Origin of the sequence: Leisingera sp. M527 (genome assembly GCF_025141525.1) — a bacterium.
Classification (GTDB): Bacteria; Pseudomonadota; Alphaproteobacteria; order Rhodobacterales; family Rhodobacteraceae; genus Leisingera.
Window position 1 is genome coordinate 1,163,670 of sequence record NZ_CP081037.1, and the last position, 16,236, is coordinate 1,179,905.

The 16,236-nt window shown below is 61.7% G+C and carries 21 protein-coding genes and 1 pseudogene; 11 read left to right on the forward strand and 11 right to left on the reverse strand.

Annotated features, from left to right (window positions below; translation table 11 throughout):
• Window positions 1-10 precede the first annotated feature (10 nt).
• Complete coding sequence (locus K3555_RS05775) at window positions 11-1,219, forward strand: DUF1501 domain-containing protein (RefSeq protein ID WP_260007734.1); 1,209 nt, start codon at window positions 11-13, stop codon at window positions 1,217-1,219.
• Window positions 1,220-1,789: 570 nt separating this feature from the next.
• Here K3555_RS05775 and K3555_RS05780 read toward each other — a convergent pair.
• Window positions 1,790-2,509, reverse strand: coding sequence for a response regulator (locus K3555_RS05780; protein WP_259990959.1), 720 nt, complete (start codon window positions 2,507-2,509; stop codon window positions 1,790-1,792).
• 176 nt (window positions 2,510-2,685) lie between these two features.
• Between K3555_RS05780 and mce the strand changes: the two genes are divergently transcribed.
• Together mce and K3555_RS05790 are read left to right on the forward strand one after the other, a co-directional pair.
• The gene (gene mce / locus K3555_RS05785; RefSeq protein WP_134830280.1) at window positions 2,686-3,090 is read left to right on the forward strand and encodes a methylmalonyl-CoA epimerase; all 405 of its coding nucleotides are present in this window, start codon (window positions 2,686-2,688) and stop codon (window positions 3,088-3,090) included.
• Window positions 3,091-3,146: 56 nt separating this feature from the next.
• Window positions 3,147-3,422, forward strand: a complete 276-nt coding sequence (locus tag K3555_RS05790) for a DUF1467 family protein (protein ID WP_260007735.1) — start codon at window positions 3,147-3,149, stop codon at window positions 3,420-3,422.
• A gap of 306 nt (window positions 3,423-3,728) precedes the next feature.
• Here the strand turns inward: K3555_RS05790 and K3555_RS05795 are convergent, their stop codons facing one another.
• On the reverse strand, window positions 3,729-4,418 hold the full coding sequence (locus tag K3555_RS05795; RefSeq protein ID WP_259990964.1) for an EI24 domain-containing protein: 690 nt from the start codon (window positions 4,416-4,418) through the stop codon (window positions 3,729-3,731).
• On the reverse strand, window positions 4,415-4,993 hold the full coding sequence (locus tag K3555_RS05800; RefSeq protein WP_259997915.1) for a nitroreductase family protein: 579 nt from the start codon (window positions 4,991-4,993) through the stop codon (window positions 4,415-4,417). Before K3555_RS05800 ends, K3555_RS05795 begins: the two co-directional genes overlap by 4 nt.
• Before the next feature lie 521 nt (window positions 4,994-5,514).
• On the opposite strand from K3555_RS05800, the gene K3555_RS05805 reads away from it, so the two are divergent.
• Window positions 5,515-6,480 carry a calcium-binding protein gene (locus K3555_RS05805; protein WP_260007736.1) on the forward strand — a complete coding sequence of 322 codons (966 nt, stop codon included), beginning with the start codon at window positions 5,515-5,517 and terminating at the stop codon, window positions 6,478-6,480.
• A 247-nt stretch (window positions 6,481-6,727) separates the two neighbouring features.
• Here the strand turns inward: K3555_RS05805 and K3555_RS05810 are convergent, their stop codons facing one another.
• Genes K3555_RS05810 through K3555_RS05830 form a run of 5 tightly spaced genes read right to left on the reverse strand, consistent with a single transcriptional unit; the run spans window position 6,728 to window position 10,366 of the window.
• Window positions 6,728-7,096 carry a DUF1353 domain-containing protein gene (locus tag K3555_RS05810; RefSeq protein ID WP_260007737.1) on the reverse strand — a complete coding sequence of 123 codons (369 nt, stop codon included), beginning with the start codon at window positions 7,094-7,096 and terminating at the stop codon, window positions 6,728-6,730.
• Window positions 7,093-8,073 carry a phage late control D family protein gene (locus K3555_RS05815; protein WP_260007738.1) on the reverse strand — a complete coding sequence of 327 codons (981 nt, stop codon included), beginning with the start codon at window positions 8,071-8,073 and terminating at the stop codon, window positions 7,093-7,095. The genes K3555_RS05810 and K3555_RS05815 overlap by 4 nt, the downstream gene beginning before the upstream one ends.
• Before the next feature lie 3 nt (window positions 8,074-8,076).
• Window positions 8,077-8,280 carry a tail protein X gene (locus K3555_RS05820; protein ID WP_260007739.1) on the reverse strand — a complete coding sequence of 68 codons (204 nt, stop codon included), beginning with the start codon at window positions 8,278-8,280 and terminating at the stop codon, window positions 8,077-8,079.
• Complete coding sequence (locus tag K3555_RS05825; RefSeq protein ID WP_035920047.1) at window positions 8,280-8,708, reverse strand: phage tail protein; 429 nt, start codon at window positions 8,706-8,708, stop codon at window positions 8,280-8,282. The genes K3555_RS05820 and K3555_RS05825 overlap by 1 nt, the downstream gene beginning before the upstream one ends.
• On the reverse strand, window positions 8,708-10,366 hold the full coding sequence (locus K3555_RS05830) for a hypothetical protein (RefSeq protein ID WP_260007740.1): 1,659 nt from the start codon (window positions 10,364-10,366) through the stop codon (window positions 8,708-8,710). The genes K3555_RS05825 and K3555_RS05830 overlap by 1 nt, the downstream gene beginning before the upstream one ends.
• 124 nt (window positions 10,367-10,490) lie before the next feature.
• On the opposite strand from K3555_RS05830, the pseudogene K3555_RS05840 reads away from it, so the two are divergent.
• Window positions 10,491-12,045, forward strand: a pseudogene (locus K3555_RS05840) (IS3 family transposase).
• 10 nt (window positions 12,046-12,055) lie between these two features.
• On the opposite strand, the gene K3555_RS05845 reads toward K3555_RS05840, so the two are convergent.
• Window positions 12,056-12,322, reverse strand: coding sequence for a hypothetical protein (locus K3555_RS05845; protein ID WP_260007741.1), 267 nt, complete (start codon window positions 12,320-12,322; stop codon window positions 12,056-12,058).
• Window positions 12,323-13,220: 898 nt separating this feature from the next.
• On the opposite strand from K3555_RS05845, the gene K3555_RS05850 reads away from it, so the two are divergent.
• Entirely contained in the window at window positions 13,221-13,502 is a 282-nt protein-coding gene (locus tag K3555_RS05850) for a DUF167 domain-containing protein (RefSeq protein ID WP_260007742.1), read from the forward strand.
• Between the two features lie 3 nt (window positions 13,503-13,505).
• Here the strand turns inward: K3555_RS05850 and K3555_RS05855 are convergent, their stop codons facing one another.
• Window positions 13,506-13,745 (reverse strand): hypothetical protein, encoded by a 240-nt coding sequence (locus K3555_RS05855; RefSeq protein ID WP_129370243.1) that lies wholly within the window; start codon window positions 13,743-13,745, stop codon window positions 13,506-13,508.
• A gap of 149 nt (window positions 13,746-13,894) precedes the next feature.
• Here K3555_RS05855 and K3555_RS05860 point away from each other — a divergent pair, with 149 nt between their 5' ends.
• The 5 genes from K3555_RS05860 to K3555_RS05880 all read left to right on the forward strand — a co-directional run bounded on the left by K3555_RS05860 (window position 13,895) and on the right by K3555_RS05880 (window position 15,931).
• Window positions 13,895-14,608, forward strand: a complete 714-nt coding sequence (locus K3555_RS05860; RefSeq protein WP_260007743.1) for a M48 family metalloprotease — start codon at window positions 13,895-13,897, stop codon at window positions 14,606-14,608.
• A gap of 2 nt (window positions 14,609-14,610) precedes the next feature.
• Window positions 14,611-15,003 carry a YigZ family protein gene (locus K3555_RS05865; RefSeq protein WP_260007744.1) on the forward strand — a complete coding sequence of 131 codons (393 nt, stop codon included), beginning with the start codon at window positions 14,611-14,613 and terminating at the stop codon, window positions 15,001-15,003.
• A gap of 88 nt (window positions 15,004-15,091) precedes the next feature.
• Window positions 15,092-15,355 (forward strand): DUF6455 family protein, encoded by a 264-nt coding sequence (locus K3555_RS05870; RefSeq protein ID WP_027258172.1) that lies wholly within the window; start codon window positions 15,092-15,094, stop codon window positions 15,353-15,355.
• 40 nt (window positions 15,356-15,395) lie between these two features.
• The gene (locus K3555_RS05875) at window positions 15,396-15,656 is read left to right on the forward strand and encodes a DUF6455 family protein (protein WP_260007745.1); all 261 of its coding nucleotides are present in this window, start codon (window positions 15,396-15,398) and stop codon (window positions 15,654-15,656) included.
• A 5-nt stretch (window positions 15,657-15,661) separates the two neighbouring features.
• Window positions 15,662-15,931 (forward strand): DUF6455 family protein, encoded by a 270-nt coding sequence (locus K3555_RS05880; RefSeq protein ID WP_260008498.1) that lies wholly within the window; start codon window positions 15,662-15,664, stop codon window positions 15,929-15,931.
• Between the two features lie 54 nt (window positions 15,932-15,985).
• Here the strand turns inward: K3555_RS05880 and K3555_RS05885 are convergent, their stop codons facing one another.
• Window positions 15,986-16,228: a CDGSH iron-sulfur domain-containing protein gene (locus K3555_RS05885; RefSeq protein ID WP_129370247.1), complete on the reverse strand. Its 243-nt coding sequence runs from the start codon at window positions 16,226-16,228 to the stop codon at window positions 15,986-15,988.
• Window positions 16,229-16,236 lie beyond the last annotated feature (8 nt).

Consider the following 16,236-nt stretch of genomic DNA (forward strand, 5'->3'; position numbering starts at 1 on the left):
GGTTTGCTTCATGCAGCTGACACGCCGATCCCTGCTGACCCGTTCTGCCATGCTGGGCTGTTCTCTGGCGGCCAGCCCGCTGGTCACGCCAGTCAGCTTTGCCGCGGCCCCCTGGGACACGCGGCTGGTGGTGATCATTCTGCGCGGCGGCATGGATGCGCTGGATGCGGTGCAGCCTTACGGCGACCCCGCATTGGCCGGCTTGCGGCAGACCCTGTCGGGCGGACCGCAGGCCGGGGCGGCCGATCTTGACGGGTTCTATGCGCTGCATCCAGGCTTGGCGCCGTTGCTGCCGTTGTGGCGTGCAGGTGAATTGGGGTTTGTGCAGGCGGTGTCCACCCCCTACCGCGACCGGCGCAGCCATTTTGATGGCCAGGACATTCTGGAAGCGGGCACCGCGGCATTGGGCGACGCAAGAGGCGGCTGGCTGAACCGTCTGCTGCAGCAGATGCCCGGCGTGGAGGCGCGCACCGCCTTTGCCATTGGTCAGGAGCGGATGCTGCTGCTGGACGGGGCTGCGCCGGTCTCGCAATGGGCGCCGGGGGCGGGGCTGGCGCTGAGCCCGCAGGCCGAGCGGCTGGCGGGCTTGCTGATGGAAGAGGATCCGCTGTTCCACAGGGCATTGAATGAGGCGCTGGAGCTGACCCGGCAGGATCTGTCTTTGGGGTCCGAAGATGCCGGCGGCGGGGACAGCGGCATGATGCAGGCGGCACCGAAGGGGAGAGCACATACCGAGATTGCCGCTTATGCTGCGGAGCAGCTGCGCGGCGATACCAGGATTGCGGCGTTTTCGATCAATGGCTGGGATACGCATTACCGCCAGGCAAACGGCCTGAAGTCCGCGCTGGGGCGGCTGTCGGAGACCGTCCTGAAGCTGCGCAGCGGCCTGGGGGACGGGATCTGGGGCAAGACGGCGGTGGCGGCTGTGACCGAGTTCGGGCGCACTGTGCGCGAGAACGGCACTGGCGGCACTGATCATGGCACCGGCGGTGCGATGCTGCTGGCAGGCGGGGCGATCCGCGGCGGCAGGGTGCTGGGGCGCTGGCCGGGACTGGCGGAGGCTGATCTTTATGACCGCCGGGATCTGATGCCGACAGCGGATGTGCGCCAGCATCTTGCCTGGCTGATGCATGGATTGGCAGGTGCCCGGAGAAGCGATCTGGAAACAAGCGTGTTTCCAGGGCTGGCGATGGCAAAGGATCCCGGTTTGCTATTGTAAGAGCCGTGGTTCTCCCGCCCGCTCAACCCGTTCAGGGAACGGTCTGAGCCGTTGGGCCCGGCACCGCCTGAAAGGCGGTGCCGGGCCTAAGGCCGCCAAGCGGTGCGGCGCAAGCCGCTGAGCTGCGGGCGCGGGAGAACACCCGAAGTAAGTGCGGTATGGGGGAGATTTGCTGATCTGGCTTAACAAGACGCCGATTGCCGCCTGGCTGGTCCGCAGACGCTTAGCAGGCTGGCGTTTCCCAAACTGCAAACAGCGCGTTGCTGTCCGCCGGGGGAAACACATCCTCCGGCTGGGTTCAACTGGACAAGCGGAGTACCGTCAGCTTTCCGCAGAAGGAGTGCAGGCGGCTACGACACCAGTGGCAGGCCACCCTGTCCAATCGGATGCGGCCAAGACCGGCAGGCGGCTATGGTGGCACGCAGGGCCTACTGATTGCGTGATGAAAGGATCAATGCGCGGCTGCCAGTGCCCCCGCGGTTGCGTCGGATAGCGCGGGCTTCCAGGCGGGTTTGGCCGTAAAGCACAATGACGAGCGTGGCGAGGGCGATGAGAAAAGCTTCGGCCATGTCAGATCGCCGCGCGGCGTTCCAGCCGTTCCTGTACAAGGCCGGCCAGGGTTGCAGCATCCTGGGTCAGCGGTTTGCCCTTGCGCCGGGAACGGGCCAGGCGGTCGGCGGCCTCGGCAAGCGGGTTGTCGCCGGCGCTGCGGGCAACGCCGCCCAGAAACTGCGCCAGATATGCCAGGGTCTTTTCTTCCTGGTTCATGTTCAGCACATCGGCGGCATGGGCCATGTCATCGCGGTAGGCAAGGAAATCGGGTTCCACTGTTTCGTCATCCAGCGCGCGCGGGCCGGACAGTTGGCGGTCGGGCGGTAGATTTGACAGGATTTTCTGCTGGAAAGCGGCAAGCGAGGTAATCGGTTTCTCCAGAAAACCACCAGCCCCTGCTTCAAGCGCGGCCTCTTCAAGCGTTGGATCGCCCGAGGTGGCCAGGATCACGCCGGGGCGCGGGCTGGCCTCTGCCAGTTCGCGGATCAGATCGAGGCCGGAACCATCCGGCAGGCCGACATCGGCAATCAGCACCGATGGGCGGTAGACCTGCAGATGGCGGCGGGCGGATTTCAGGCAATCGGCCCGGCGGATGCGGGCACCGCTGCGCAGACAGAGCAGGCGCAGCGCCTCGCAGGCAAAGCGGCTGTCCTCGACCACCAGGATAGTCAGCCCCAATAGCGGGCGCCGGGTGGTGGGCAGGCGTTGAGCGGCAGCAAACAGTTCCGAATCGTCCATAACGTATCCTCCTTGCGGGATATGCTCCGACGCTAGGGATTCGAGGCTAATTACTCGTTAACAGCGCGTGCTCTGCTGTTGTGGCAGGCTGCCGTGCGGATTGGCGCACTTGCCGCGGCGCAGCGTCCATCCCATAAGCGGGGCGGAGGAATGTCTGTGAGAGGAGCACATCCGATATGATTGGCCGCTTGAACCATGTTGCCATTGCCGTCCCCGACCTGGAGGCCGCATCCGCCCAGTACCGCAATGCACTGGGCGCCAAAGTGGGCGAGCCGCAGGACGAGCCGGATCACGGCGTCACTGTGGTGTTTATCGAATTGCCCAATACCAAGATCGAGCTGCTGTATCCCTTAGGAGAGAATTCGCCGATCAACGGCTTCCTTGAGAAGAACCCGGCCGGCGGCATCCACCATGTCTGCTATGAGGTGGAGGACATCCTGGCGGCACGTGACCACCTGCTGGCCGAAGGCGCCCGGGTGCTGGGGTCAGGCGAGCCGAAGACCGGCGCCCACGGCAAGCCGGTGCTGTTCCTGCACCCCAAGGATTTCAACGGCTGCCTGGTGGAACTCGAAGAAGTTTGACGTTATGAGCACCCTGCCCCGGATCCGGGGCAGGGCAAAAACGGAAGGCCAGAGCTATGGGCGTTACATCTGCAATCGTGCTTTATGCAGTAATCTGGTTTCTGACCTTTCTGGTGATCATCCCGATCCGGCTGGAGACCCAGGGCGACAAGGGCGATGTGGTGCCCGGCACCCACGCGGGCGCGCCGGAAAAGCATTTTCTGAAGCAGAAGGCCTGGATCACCACCGGCGTGGCTGCGGTGATTTGGGGCATTACTGCCGGGATTATCCTGTCCGAGCTGATCAGCGTGCGTGATTTCGACTGGATGGGAATGCTGCCTGAGCGGGACTGAACCGCGGGTATCTGTTTCAACAGCACAGGCTCTCCCGCCCGGCTGGGACGCATTGAAATGCGCCGCAGCCCGTTGGGCATGGCGCCGCGCGGATGCGCGGCGCGGTGGCGGCCAGCCCATGCCGGGCTGGAGCAGGCTGCAACGCATTGTGAAAATAGGAAGTGTTATCGCTGAGAAGCGCTTGAAAGGCAGGTCTGCCTCTCAAGACGCCGTTTCCTTTTTTTTACCCGCGGCAACCGCATCAAGGCCGGCGCTGCCGCGCGGCGGCTGCGCAGGCCTTGACCCGGCTGCCGCGGGGGCGGCTGCCTATCTGCGGGACAGCGCGTGGTAGATATGGGTGAAAGTGGCGGCGCCCAGGATCGGGATCACCAGGTTCACCAGCGGCACCGAAAGCGGCATCGCCATCAGCGTGCCGGCGGCCCAGATCGTGGTGGCATGTTTGCGACGCAGTTTCTTGGCCTCTGCCGTGCCAATGCGGCGGGCGGCGGCGAGGGTAAAGTATTCGCGGCCCAAGAGGAACCCGTTGAGGCCCCAGAAGATGAACAGTGCAGCGGGCGGGAACAGCACATAAAGAAACAGCGCCAGGATGTTGGCAGCAATCAGCAGGCCGAGGAAGTTCACCGTGTCCCTGACCGCATCCCAGAACGGCACCTTGGCGGCCGGGGGCAGGGCGGGGTAGTGTTTGTCCTCTACCGCCTGGGCGACCTCCTCCAGGAACATCGAGGTGATGGCTGAGGCAACCGGCACCATCAGGAATACCGACAGCACCAGCATGAAGAACAGGGAGCCGATAGACAGCAGATCATCGACCCAGGTGACGTCACCCAGCAGCGGCAGGGTGGCTTCGGGGCCGACCAGCCATTGGATCAGCATCAAAAAGCCTGCATAGGCGGCAATCAGCAGGGCAATGGTGAGGCCAAGCCCCAGAAACAGCACCTTGCGGAAGCGCGGGTCGCCGGTCTGGCCAAGCGTTTTGAAGAAGGCGGTGAAGATCATGCGCTCACCCAGGTTGTAATGGAGTCCAGGTCCGGGCGCGGGCGTTCAGGCGGGGCGGAGCTTTCGGTGGCGATATGGATGATGCCGGCGATGTGCTCGTTTTCCGCCAGATCAAAAGCCGCCTGGCAGAAACCGCGGTCATGGCTGGCCCAGCCGCTGAGCCAGTTGGCGCCCCAGCCCGAGGCCAGGGCGGCATTCAGCAGCGCCAGGCAGGCAGCACCGGCGGAGTAGGTCTGTTCCCGCGCCGGGATCTTGGTGCTGTGTTTTTGCACCTCGACCACCACCACGGCCAGCTGGCCCTGGTCGAATTGGCTGCGGCCCTTGGCGATGTCCTCGGGGCATTTGCCCAAGCGCGCACCCGCCGCCTCGGCCAGGGCGGCCAGCCGCGCCATGGCGGGTTGCTCCACCACGATAAAGCGCCAGGGTTCCAGCTTGCCATGGTCAGGCGTGCGGGCGGCGGCGGTCAGGATCGGCAGCAGCTCTTCGCGCGACGGCGCAGGCGCCACCAGCGTTTTGGCCGGGCGAGAGCGGCGCGACAGCAGGAATTCAAGGGCAGCGTCATTGCGTGCGGGCATATGTGAAACCTTCTTACATCTATTGCCGCCTATTTCGGCAAGCAGTGGCGTTTTTTCAAGATCCAACGGGAGTAGCGGGACACTTCGCGTTGCAGTGCGGGACACTTCCCGTTGCAGCAACTCATTTTCGCGATTTCCCTGATTTTTATGCCTGAAACGGGGGTTTAGCCAGTCCGGATCTGCGCCGGTTCCGTGATTTGACGCCGGAATTTTGGGACACTTCGCGTTGCAGTACGGGACACTTCCCGTTGCAATACCCGGCAATCCGCCGCCCAAAACGTAAAAAAACGTCGGGCGGCAGAGGGTTTTAAAGGGTGTTTAAAGGGCTGTTGTAGGGGCTGGCGGGACCAACCGGACTTTCGCCGCGGATGCAAGTTTGCCGCCCGACTCTGCAACTTACCTTGTTGCTCAACGTCCGCATTTTAAGAGGCGGACGGATAGCCATTGCTGATCCGAATTCATCAAAAGTTAAATGCCGCAATCTAGACGAGGCACTTTAGTAATTTAGGTTGGAGTGATCAATGTCTGGAACTAGTGGGAAGGACACGTTGATTGGGGATAGCGGTGTCGACACTTTGATTGGCGGTGCAGGGCAAGATTCAATTAGCGGTTTAGGTGGAAATGACGAATTACATGGAGGCGGCGGCGAAGATACCATTGATGGCGGTAGCGGCGACGATTTTGTTGCCGGTGGCGACGGTGCAGACACAATTATCGTGAGTAAAGGGGTCGACACTCTTGATGGCGGGACAGGGAACGATGTGTTCATCGTGGACGGCAGCCAGGTCGACGATGACATCCGTGGTGGCGGCGGCGTCGATACACTCCGCTTTGAAAGCGGCACGGCCACAGTACTTTCCACTGCGAGCCTTACGGACATCGACTTCATCGAGTTAGCAGAAGACACAACTGGCGTTCTTCGCATTCTCAATAAACAAACGGCTATTTTCGATTTCAGCGGCACGCAGCTTATTGGTACAAACACGATCGAAGCTTACGGCTCGGTCAATAGCCCGATTACTGTGATCGGCACGAATCAAGCAGATCACATTTATGGTGACTCTACTGCCATGAACACTCTTTCTGGAGGAGGCGGGAACGACACCGTGGAAGGCAAAAACGGTGACGACATTCTGGACGGTGGTACCGGAGATGACAGTGTTCTGGGCGGATCCGGTGATGACTCTCTCGCGGGGGGCAGCGGGAACGACACGCTTTTGGGTGAGCACCACAATGACACCCTATCCGGAGGAATTGGAAACGATGTGTTTGTATTCGCTGACGGTGGGGATCAGGATGTGATCCTGGATTTCGCGGACGACACGGATTCAATTCATTTTTCTGGTTTCGGACTGAGCGACGCACAAGACGCGTTGAGCTATGCAAACCAAATCGGAAACAACGTTGTGTTCGATCTTGGTAGCGGGGATACATTGACCGTTGAGAATGCTGTACTCGCAAACCTCGAAAACGACATCTTAGTCTGAGGCTAGGAAGCCGATTTTGCTGCCGCCTAGCAGATCCGCTCTGACGTCAGCGCTACGTTCCTTTGTTACGCCGTTTTGTGCGGCGTAACAAAGGGGTGTCTGCATTTTGACAGGGTTAACTTTTGTTTCACGGCTCGCTCCCCTTCGCGGAGTCAGAGCTCCGGGGAAAATGCCGATCATCGGAACGGTTTCATCGGAGCCCGGGGTAATCCCAGCAGCATTGGGCTCAAAGTAACTGCCCGCGCCCTTATGCCGACAGAAACACCCATTTCCAGAACCGGCGGGAGCGCATCCCCGAATAGGCGAGCCAGGTTCGCAGACCTGGCGCATGGACACTTAGGGCCGCCTCAAACCACTGGCTGTCTGCAAAGGCCCGGCGGAACCCTTCCTCTAGCAGCGTGTCATGGATCACGGCCGACTTGAGGAAATAGGGGTCATCCGGCGAAAACACCCAGCGCAGAGGACGGGGAACGGAGCTTTCGAATTCGCGCCCGGCCGGGATGGTCAGCACCCAGCCGCTGTTCTTCTTTCCTATGTCCCAGGACAACGGCCGGGTGGTGATGTAATCGCGGCTGCCGCCTTTTTCGGCCCAGCTTGTGTCTGGCAGTTTGGTCATGAATTGGCCTTCTCATTATCGCGTTCGGCTTGGAAACTTGTCGTCAATGTGCCCGCCAGCGTGTGGGTAACGCTGGTAATCAGCCATTCGCCTTCCAGCTCGGGCTTGATGCCGGTCAGGTTGACCTTGGCTTCGGCCATCAGGTCGCCCCAGAAACCGCCCAGGCGGATGCTGATGGTGCCGCTGGCCCGGCCGCTGCGCTCCAGAGCGGCGTCGGCCGCGCGCTGCGCTTCCTCCCGCGACGGGTAGCGGTGGCGCAGCTTCAGCTTCGGGTCTTTGTCTCCGGCCTTGCAGATCTGCACCTTGGCTGCGCCCAGGTCGGTCCATTCAACAATGACGCAGCCGTATTTGCCGCGTCCGTTGATCTGCCAGTCGCCGGAGGCAATCTGGCTGCGGTGGACGTCAAAGACCGGCAGATCCGCACCGTCGGCGCCCTTGTTCTCGCCGCGTTTGGCAAAGACCAGGGCACCGCCTGCAGGCTTGGCAACGGCGTCCAGGTCCTGGGCAAGGCGGGTGAGGAAGTTCAGATCGCTTTCGCTGGTCTGCGCCAGATATGCGTAAGAATGGGCATTCAGGCTATCGCTGATGATGGCTTTCAGCCCGTGTTCCCCAGCGATTTTGCCCACTAGCTCCGCCACGGTCACCTTGTGCCAGGAGCGGGTTTTCTTGGCCCGGATGCCGCCCAGCATGTCGGCCGCCTTGGCCCCGATCGTCATCGTATCCGGTGCCAGCTCGCCGCTGATTTCATCGACGGTGAATTGCCCCAGTTCGACCAGGTCGCCGGTGAAGCCCAGGGCGATTTCCAGCTTGGCGCCGGTCGCGGGCAGAGCAACGGCATAGTCCCGGTCATCCACTTGGATTTCGGCGCGGTCGGACTTGCTGCCTGCCTCATCGACAATGGTCAGGCCAATTAGCCGGTCGGCAAAGTTGCCGGTGACGTCGGCGCCATCAGCAATGATCCGGTAGGCGATTTTCATGGTCTACCCCCAGAGCCGCACGGGCTTGCGCACGGTGGCAGGCTCCACAGCGGGCAGGGTGATTTCAAGGCCCTTGGGAAGAATGGGGCCAAGCCGGGCAAGACCCGGATTTGCCTCATAGACCGCGACGGCCATGTCTTCGCGGCCGTAGTGGTCCTTGCAGATCTCATCCACCATGTCGCCTTCGCTGGTACGGTACGTGGTCATCACAAGCCCCCGAAGAATGAGGACAGAACACCATTGTCCTGGCCGTAGGATTTCAGGTTCATGGTGAACTCGATTTTGCGGGGGGCGCCGTCCGCCAGAAAGAGGCTTTTGCGTTCTTCCACGCGGGTGATGGTCCAGCGGTCCCAGACCCAGCCCAGCCCGTCCACCATCATCATCGGCAAGCCGGTTTTGGCCTGCAGACGCATCAGTTCAACCTGCCTTAAACCGCCCTTGAAATGGGGGTAAATCACCCCTTCAAGGGTGAGGTCTTCGGCGTCCGGCCCGGTGTACTGCAGGGCCGGGGCACGGCCGATCCGGTCCACCTTCTGCCAGCGGTAGCCGGCGGTGCGGGAAAACTGCTGATAGGAGCCGCCGGACATTCCAAAGCGGAACACCCCAAGCGCCATCATGACCAATCCAAGCTGCATCAGTAATCCAATCCATCGTGCAGATCCGCGCGGCGGTCGCTGTCTCTGCGTTTGAGCTGCCGCATGACTTCCCGCCCGATTGCCTCGCTGTCCTGGCCCGGCTGCGGGTAGACATTGATAGTGAACACATCGCCTTCGCGGGTCACCTGCGGCGCCGGGGCCTGGGCAGACAAAGCGGGGCGCGGATCTATGCGCTGCTGGATCTCCGCCTTGCTGGGCAAGGCGGCAGCGGGCACCGCCATTGCCGTCGCCGCCGCGGCTGCCTTCATTGCCTGCCGTGGCAGGATGCCGGCCAGTGTGCCCGGTGCTCTGAGTAGTTGAGCCTGTCCAGGCAATCGAGGTGCAGCGGCAGCCTTCAGAGCCTGGCTGATCCGGGTGATGTTCCGGGTGCTGATCGCCGTGTTCTGAACGCTGGCGGCTTGGCGAACCATGCGCGCGACAGGTTTGGCAGCGGCTGCCGCAGTTCTTGCTGCTCTAAGGGCGCGGGCGGGCAGGATGTTGCCCGGCAGGTTCGGGACAAACACCTCCGGTTCCCGCCGTTCGCCAATCAGATAGGAGAGGCCGGGCAGCACCGGGCCGCCGCTGTCCCGGTTGCCCTGGACACGCGGGGCGGCCGAGCCGGACAGCGGGTGCGCCCGCGCGGCCGGAGTGGCAGGGCCATCGCCGCCGCTGGCCCAGTTCTGCAGATCCGTCAGCCATTGCGGCTTTAAGTCCTTCAGCTTGTTGGTGATGAAGGTGACCAGCTGGTCTACAATGGAGGCCATGCCGTCCCAAAGCGACTTCATGAAGGTGACGCCGGTTGCAAACTGGCTGAACTCTTTGAATTTGGCGATGATCTGATCCGGAACACCCAGGAGTTCCATCACATAGGCCACAAGGCCAATGGCGCCCTCTACCGCCAGGGTGAAGGGGTTGAACTCAGCCAGCAGTTCGACCACGCCTTTGATGATGCCCTCATCAAAAGCAGCGCGGACCAGGTCCACTTTCTCGATGACGGCGCCGACAATCTTGTCCCAGTTGTCATAGACGGCATAGGCCAGCGCGGCGACGGAAGCGATAATCAGGCCAATCGGGTTCGCCATAGCCAGGACGCCGAGCCGCACAAACCCTTTGGCCAAGAGGCTCACGCCGGACAGCAGCCATTTGATAGGGCCCTTGGCCACCCAGGCCAACAGCTTGCCCGCGCCGATGATCGGCGTCATGGGCAGCCACCAGATGTATTTCAGGGCAGCAAACCCGGCATAGACCGCAGCGATTGAGCCGAGCACCTGGCCGTTGATGCCGGTCCATTGGCTGAGCTTGCCGACAAAGCCGCCCAGGGCCTGGCCTGCGCCGTTGCCCCAGGCCGTCCATTCATCTCGGGTGGCATCCAGCGGCCCCATGAGATTGCCGAACCAAGTCCAGAGGCGTTTCACCGCATCCGCAATCCCGTCCAGCATCGGTGCGGCCGGGCCAAGGGAGGTGCGGAAAGAGGACCAGAAACCCGCAAAGAAAGCCTGCAAGCCGGACCAGTTGTTGTAGATCCACACCCCACCCATCGCCACGCCCGCAATCAGCGCGCCAATGCCGGTGGCCAGAAAGGCACGGTGAACCGCACCGGGTTTGCCGGAGGCTTCAACTCCTGAGTAGGATGAAGTCACAATGAGCAAGACAACCAACAAGTATTCTCCTGAGGTCGGCGAGCGTGCGGTGCGCCTGGTGCTGGACAAGTGAGCCATTGAAGGCGCCATTGGTTCGAGCCCAATGGCAAACGGCCAGCACAGTTCCCGCTGGCAGGCAATCATGCCGGTCTCTGCGAAGATCGGCTGTTCGGCGCACACGCTGAATGAGTGGGTGAAGAAGGCGGAAGCCGACAGCGGCAAGCGGGCGGGTGTTCCAACTGATGTCGCCGGCAGTGCGGGTCGTTCGCGCAGCGATCAAACGAAGGCGCTTGAGCGGGAGAACCGCGAGCTGCGCCAGGCGAACGAGATTCTCCGCAAGGCATCGGCGTTGACCTTGTCACTCGGACCAGTGGCGTTCCTACGGTCAACTTTGCGATGGCGGAGCTCGGCCGCCGGTTGAAGGGATGGTGTCATTCATCCGCTGCCCGGCAGCGCATGCCAGCATGCGCGAGAGGGGACATGCATCGCGGTGAGCATGGGGTCGAGCCGATCTGCATTCGCCATTGCCGCTCGGACCAATGGCGCGACATGGCTCATTCCTGCCGATTGCCCCTTCCACGTATTACGAGCATCTGGCGCAGCGGGCCGATCCGGCCCGGTTGCCGGACCGTGCCCGGCGTGACGCGGCATTGCGGCCCGGGATCCTGCGTGTTTTCGAAGAGAACTGGCGGGTCTATGGCGTGCGGAAGATCTGGCGGCAATTGCAGCGGGAGGGTTTCACTGTTGCCCGCTGCACGGTCGCCCGGCTGATGAAGAGCATGGGTATTCAAGGCGCTCGCCATTGTCCTCGGACCAATGGCGGACAAAAGCTCGCTCCGGGGCAAGCCGCACAAAACCACGATGCCCGGCAAAAAGGCCCCGTGCCCGCTCTCGCACATGCTGCGCATGTGCTGCCGGGCAGTGGATGGACAAGGTGAACCGGCAATTCCGTGTACCCGCGCCCAACATGCTCTGGGTCAGCGATTTCACCTATGTTGCCACCTGGAAGGGGTTCACCTATGTCGCCGCTCGCCATTGTCCTCGGACCAATGGCGCCTTCAATGGCTCGCTTATCGATGCCTATGCCCGCAAGATCGTTGGCCCCCTCTCGGCAGATTTGGCTTTGCCAAATCGCCTGCCGGTCAATGGGTCGTGTCAGCACCTCGGCGCATGCCGGGTTCGTTCTCCCCTCTCGCACATGCTTCGCATGCGCCTGCCGGGCAATGGATGCTCTGGAGCAGGCTGTTCACGAGCGGCGGCCGACAAAGGCGATGGGGCTTGTTCATCACTCCGGCCGCCGTTCTCGGCGATGCTGGCATCGCCTGTCACGCAGTGGGTCAGCCAATACCTTCGATCAAATACACAGAGCGGTTGGGCGAAGCCGGTATCGAGCCCTCTGCGGGCAGCGTTGGAGACAGCTATGAGTTCAAGCAGATCCGCGCAGCGGATCAAATGATCCGGGGGATCATTTGAAGGCGCAGAACGCCCTGGCCGAGACGATCAACGGTTTGTTCAAAGCCGAGGTCATTCACCGCCGCGGCCCTTGGCGCAACTTCGAAGACGTGGAATACGCAACGCTCGAATGGGTGGTTTGGTTCAACAACCGCCGCCTGCTTGAACCCATTGGGAACATCCCGCCGGCAGAAGCAGAGGCCCATTTCTACGCCGCTCTGGAAACTGAGGACATTGCCGCGTAACTAACTGAAATCAGTCTCCGGCAAACCCGGTGCGGTTCAGATGGAGCTTGCTGCTGTTTACTAGAGCGGTCCTAATCTTGCCGTCCTTAGCATTGATCGTGTCTTGTTTTCGACTCTCTTTCTGGTCACCTAGTCGGCCAAAAAGGTCATCTTCGGAAGCTCTGTAGTTGCACAATGTTCCGAACTGGAAGTAGCCCTTGAGCGCATCTTCAAAGTACTTCGCTTCTATGTGGCGTGTGATGTAGTCTGGTTGCTTCTTTTCAAAGTAGGCAATCATTGAGTCCGAAATTGGTGGACACATGAGCTTGTTCGTTACTTGGATACCTATGTTCGAACCCTCGAGAGACACCCCATTAAATACGATGCCGTTCTGAGGTAGCGAACTTTCTCTTGGCCTTCGGGGCCGAGGCGTTGCCAGACGGACTGAACAAAGTGCCGTTGTATTTCGTAAGTGCCAGTACGTCATACCATGCGCCTCTTTTAGGGCAGGCTGGTTGTGAGCTTGTCTGATGGTTCAGTCATGGGGATAGAAGATGGGCGTGATAACTTTGCTGAAAATGAAACCCCAATGCCGCTCAACTCAAGGTGAGTGTTGTCCTGATAAAATCAACTGCCAAGTGGGTTCACTGGAACTGTGGTTGTGACGCACTGCCTCACAATCCGTTCCAAGTTTGGAAACGTCCGTTCCGCCTTAGTATTGAGCTAAGGGTTTGTTCTCAAGCCGGTAATCCCATTCTGGGAAGTGTCCGCAGAGTTTTGGGGCTAGTTCCAAGTTCGACGGCTCGATTTTAGAAGCCCGCCCGCATCGTCACCCGCCCTAAAACCCTGTTTTAAAGGCCTTTCAGGGGCGTTTGAGAGTTTGCAACGGGAAGTGTCCAAGAATTACCTTAAGGCGCCGTATCGGCCATTTTGCCGGGTACTGAAGGACAAACGCTCCGGGCCTGTCTTCGGATGCAAACCTTCCTGAATGCTCTTTTATATATGGCTCCATCCGGGTTCTTCCGGCTTTGTCCGGCCTCTTCCGGATACTGCAACCCGAAGTGTCCCCTAACACTGCTGCACCTGTGCTGCAAAGGCAGCAGGCGGCGGGGCTGGGCTTCGTTGACCCGGTGGTAGCTGCGGGGCAGCGGAAAAGTCTATGGTTTTTGCCGCCCGCACAGGGCAAATGTGGTGCTATGGGAAAGCCGAAGAAGAAAGACCTGCCGGATCTGAGCCAACTGTGTGTTCCGGGGATGGAAATCGCGGTGCGGGCCGCTCCCAAGGCGGCGCGCAATGCGATTGTGCCGGCAGAGGGCGTGCTTAAGATTTCGGTTACCGTGGCGCCGGAGAACGGCAAGGCCAACGACGCCGTCCGCAGCCTGCTGGCCGCGGCAATGGGAACTGCGGCGTCCAATCTGGTCCTGCGCCGCGGTGCAACCTCGCGCGGCAAGGCTTTTGTCTACAACGGCCCGGCCTGACGCCTAGTCATCACCTGGCACAAGCCTGTAGACGCCTTCCGGCAGGTCCAGCGCTGCGGCCAGATCCCGCACCTGCAAATGGGACAGGGTGATTGTCTGCACTTTGTCGGTGCGCGGGTCGTATTGTTCGACCGTCACGCATTCGGTGAAGGAATTGATGGTCACATCCTCGGTGAGCGGGGTTCCGTCCTCATCCACCAGGGTAATAACCGTCGAGTCGAATTCATGCTCTATGGTAAACATAAGACCAGCCTGCACTGCCGCCTGGCTGCTGGCAAGGCCTTGCAATCACAGACTATCACATGGATCTGGCAGCAAGGTTCCGCTGCCGGGCGATTGCCTTCCGACATCCTTGCGCGATAAAGTAGCCCGGAACTGCAAAAGGAAGTACCATGCGCCGTTTACTGTGTCTCATTGCTCTTGCCGTCAGCGCCTGTGATGTGGCGATTGAGCCTGCGCCGCAATCTGCGCCGGTTGCTCGGACACCGCGGGTGCAGGGGATGGCGCCAGGGGAGGCGCGCACCGCCTTTGCGTCGGTGTCCCGGCGGGTGGAGCCGGTGGCTGAACGCGCGTGCCGCAGCCGGACCCAGGGGCTGAACTGCGATTTTCTGATCCGCATCGATCCGAACCCCAACGCGGCCCCCAATGCTTATCAAAGCCTCGACCGTTCCGGCCGGCCCATCATAACCTTCACACAGCGGATGCTGGGGCAGATCGCCAACCAGGACGAGCTGGCCTTTGTGATGTCGCATGAGGCCGCCCACCACATTCGCGGCCATCTGGCGCGGCAGGCGCAGAATTCGGCGCTGGTCAGCGCCGGTGCAGGGCTGATCACAGCCCTTGCGGGCGGCAGCGCGGCAACAGTTTCCACCGCACAGGATGTGGGCGGTTATGTCGGCGCGCGCACCTATTCCAAGGATTTTGAGCTGGAGGCCGATGAGCTGGGCACCCTTATCACCCATCAGTCCGGTTACCGGCCCAGCATCGGCGTGCGCTTCTTCAACCGGCTGCCGGATCCCGGCGACCGTTTCCTGGGCACCCATCCCGCCAACCCGGACCGGGTGCGGGTGGTGCAGGCCACCATCGACCGCCACGGGCTGAACTGAGCATGACTGCCAAGGATCATGCTGCGCCCGCGCTGGAGATGCTGGGTGTGGTGCTGACCGACCGCGGCTCGCGCTATGCAGTGACGGGGGCGCGGGCCGCCTCACGCGCGGAGGTCGACGCGGTGCTGGCTGAGCTGAAGTCTGACCGCGCCTATGCCAAGGCGACCCACAACACCTGGGCTGCGATGCTGCCCGCGGGCGGGCTTAAGGCTGATGACGGCGAGAGCGGCGCGGGCATGGTGATCCTGCGGATGATGGAGCGCGAAGGCCTGAAGGATCATGTGATCATCGTTACCCGCTGGTATGGCGGCAAGAAACTGGGCGGCGACCGGTTCCGCCGGGTGCAGGATGCGGTGCGGGCGTACCTCGGCCACCTGGGCGGGAAATCCGCCTGAAGCCGGTCCCGTTTGACCTGCATCAAATCGGCGCCTGCACCCTGCCGCTAAGCTGTACCCGAAATGAATGATTCCGGGGGACTGCGCGATGACCACCCATGCCGATCTGAAAAAGCACGCCGAACTGTTTGACCGGATGGCCGGCACCGTCGGGCTGGATCTTGAGGAAGAGGCGGTTGCCGGAACTTTGCGCTTTGACGAGATCGCCGAGGCGGTGTTGCGCTGCAGCCGTTGCGGCGGCGTCGGGGCTTGCCGCAAGTGGCTGGCCGAAGGGCCGCGCCCCGGTGCCGAGGCGCCTGATTTCTGCCGCAACCGCGACCTGCTTGGCTATTTGAACGAGCAGCAGGCCTGATGGCTCCGGATTTCTTCCGGTCTCTTTAAGGAGTTCGAACATGCAGCCATTGGGGGACCCCTTGTATCATTTGCGGCTGATGGCCCGGATGGGCCAGGCTGTGGGGGCGGATCTTACATCTGCCTTTGCCGCGGGGGATATCAGCCACGCGGACTGGGCCGCGATGATCACCCGCTGCCGCGGCTGCGGCGCGACGGATCAATGCGAGGCTTTTCTGTCCACCCATGACCACGCCGGGGCACCGATGCCGGGGTGCCGCAATGCGGATGTGCTGATGCAGTTGAAGGGCCGCAGCGCGTGAAGGACATGGATGCGGAGGCCCGGAGCCTTGGCAATATTTTCCGCCACCTGTGGCTGCTGCGCGCCGTGGCCGGGGCCGCGGGCGTCGATCTGGATCATGCGGTGAAAACCGGGCAGCTCAACGGTTTGGACTATGCCCGGATGGTGACCGCCTGCCGCGGTGCGGGCTGCAGCCAGTCCTGCGCGCTGTGGATCTCCACCCGCCGCGATGACGGCACCCCTGCGGTTCCAGAGTTTTGTCCCACCGGGGATGTATTCCAACGGCTGATGCCTTAGGCCGCAGCATGGCCCGCTGGCGGGATTCGCAGGTCTGGCCTTCGGGATGGTCTGTTACAGCTTTGAGTGGCTGCCGTCGCATAAGGGCTTTTTGCCAGAGTGCTTGCAGCCGCAAAAGAACAGCTTGCCGTCCTTTTCTGCTTTGTATTTCACCGGCTCGAACGCCGTGCCCTTGTGCGAGCCATCGCAGAACGGCTGCTTTTGCGACTTGCCGCAGGCGCACCAGAAATAGGTCTTTCCCTCAGTCACTTCGACGGGGAAGGGGGCTTTCTGGGCGATTTCCGGAGTGTCTGTCATGGCTGGGG

What these genes read in the sequence shown, in the direction of transcription:
- K3555_RS05825 (WP_035920047.1), bottom strand. Translation starts at nt 8,708, where the DNA reads ATGCAGCTTGGATTGGTCATGATGGCGCTTGGGGTGTTCCGCTTTGGA.
- K3555_RS05885 (WP_129370247.1), bottom strand. Translation starts at nt 16,228, where the DNA reads ATGACAGACACTCCGGAAATCGCCCAGAAAGCCCCCTTCCCCGTCGAA.
- K3555_RS05805 (WP_260007736.1), top strand. Translation starts at nt 5,515, where the DNA reads ATGTCTGGAACTAGTGGGAAGGACACGTTGATTGGGGATAGCGGTGTC.
- K3555_RS05880 (WP_260008498.1), top strand. Translation starts at nt 15,662, where the DNA reads ATGGATGCGGAGGCCCGGAGCCTTGGCAATATTTTCCGCCACCTGTGG.
- K3555_RS05790 (WP_260007735.1), top strand. Translation starts at nt 3,147, where the DNA reads ATGGGCGTTACATCTGCAATCGTGCTTTATGCAGTAATCTGGTTTCTG.
- mce (WP_134830280.1), top strand. Translation starts at nt 2,686, where the DNA reads ATGATTGGCCGCTTGAACCATGTTGCCATTGCCGTCCCCGACCTGGAG.
- K3555_RS05810 (WP_260007737.1), bottom strand. Translation starts at nt 7,096, where the DNA reads ATGACCAAACTGCCAGACACAAGCTGGGCCGAAAAAGGCGGCAGCCGC.
- K3555_RS05855 (WP_129370243.1), bottom strand. Translation starts at nt 13,745, where the DNA reads ATGTTTACCATAGAGCATGAATTCGACTCGACGGTTATTACCCTGGTG.
- K3555_RS05850 (WP_260007742.1), top strand. Translation starts at nt 13,221, where the DNA reads ATGGGAAAGCCGAAGAAGAAAGACCTGCCGGATCTGAGCCAACTGTGT.
- K3555_RS05820 (WP_260007739.1), bottom strand. Translation starts at nt 8,280, where the DNA reads ATGACCACGTACCGTACCAGCGAAGGCGACATGGTGGATGAGATCTGC.
- K3555_RS05800 (WP_259997915.1), bottom strand. Translation starts at nt 4,993, where the DNA reads ATGCCCGCACGCAATGACGCTGCCCTTGAATTCCTGCTGTCGCGCCGC.
- K3555_RS05860 (WP_260007743.1), top strand. Translation starts at nt 13,895, where the DNA reads ATGCGCCGTTTACTGTGTCTCATTGCTCTTGCCGTCAGCGCCTGTGAT.
- K3555_RS05845 (WP_260007741.1), bottom strand. Translation starts at nt 12,322, where the DNA reads ATGATTGCCTACTTTGAAAAGAAGCAACCAGACTACATCACACGCCAC.
- K3555_RS05870 (WP_027258172.1), top strand. Translation starts at nt 15,092, where the DNA reads ATGACCACCCATGCCGATCTGAAAAAGCACGCCGAACTGTTTGACCGG.
- K3555_RS05865 (WP_260007744.1), top strand. Translation starts at nt 14,611, where the DNA reads ATGACTGCCAAGGATCATGCTGCGCCCGCGCTGGAGATGCTGGGTGTG.
- K3555_RS05795 (WP_259990964.1), bottom strand. Translation starts at nt 4,418, where the DNA reads ATGATCTTCACCGCCTTCTTCAAAACGCTTGGCCAGACCGGCGACCCG.
- K3555_RS05780 (WP_259990959.1), bottom strand. Translation starts at nt 2,509, where the DNA reads ATGGACGATTCGGAACTGTTTGCTGCCGCTCAACGCCTGCCCACCACC.
- K3555_RS05775 (WP_260007734.1), top strand. Translation starts at nt 11, where the DNA reads ATGCAGCTGACACGCCGATCCCTGCTGACCCGTTCTGCCATGCTGGGC.
- K3555_RS05815 (WP_260007738.1), bottom strand. Translation starts at nt 8,073, where the DNA reads ATGAAAATCGCCTACCGGATCATTGCTGATGGCGCCGACGTCACCGGC.
- K3555_RS05875 (WP_260007745.1), top strand. Translation starts at nt 15,396, where the DNA reads ATGCAGCCATTGGGGGACCCCTTGTATCATTTGCGGCTGATGGCCCGG.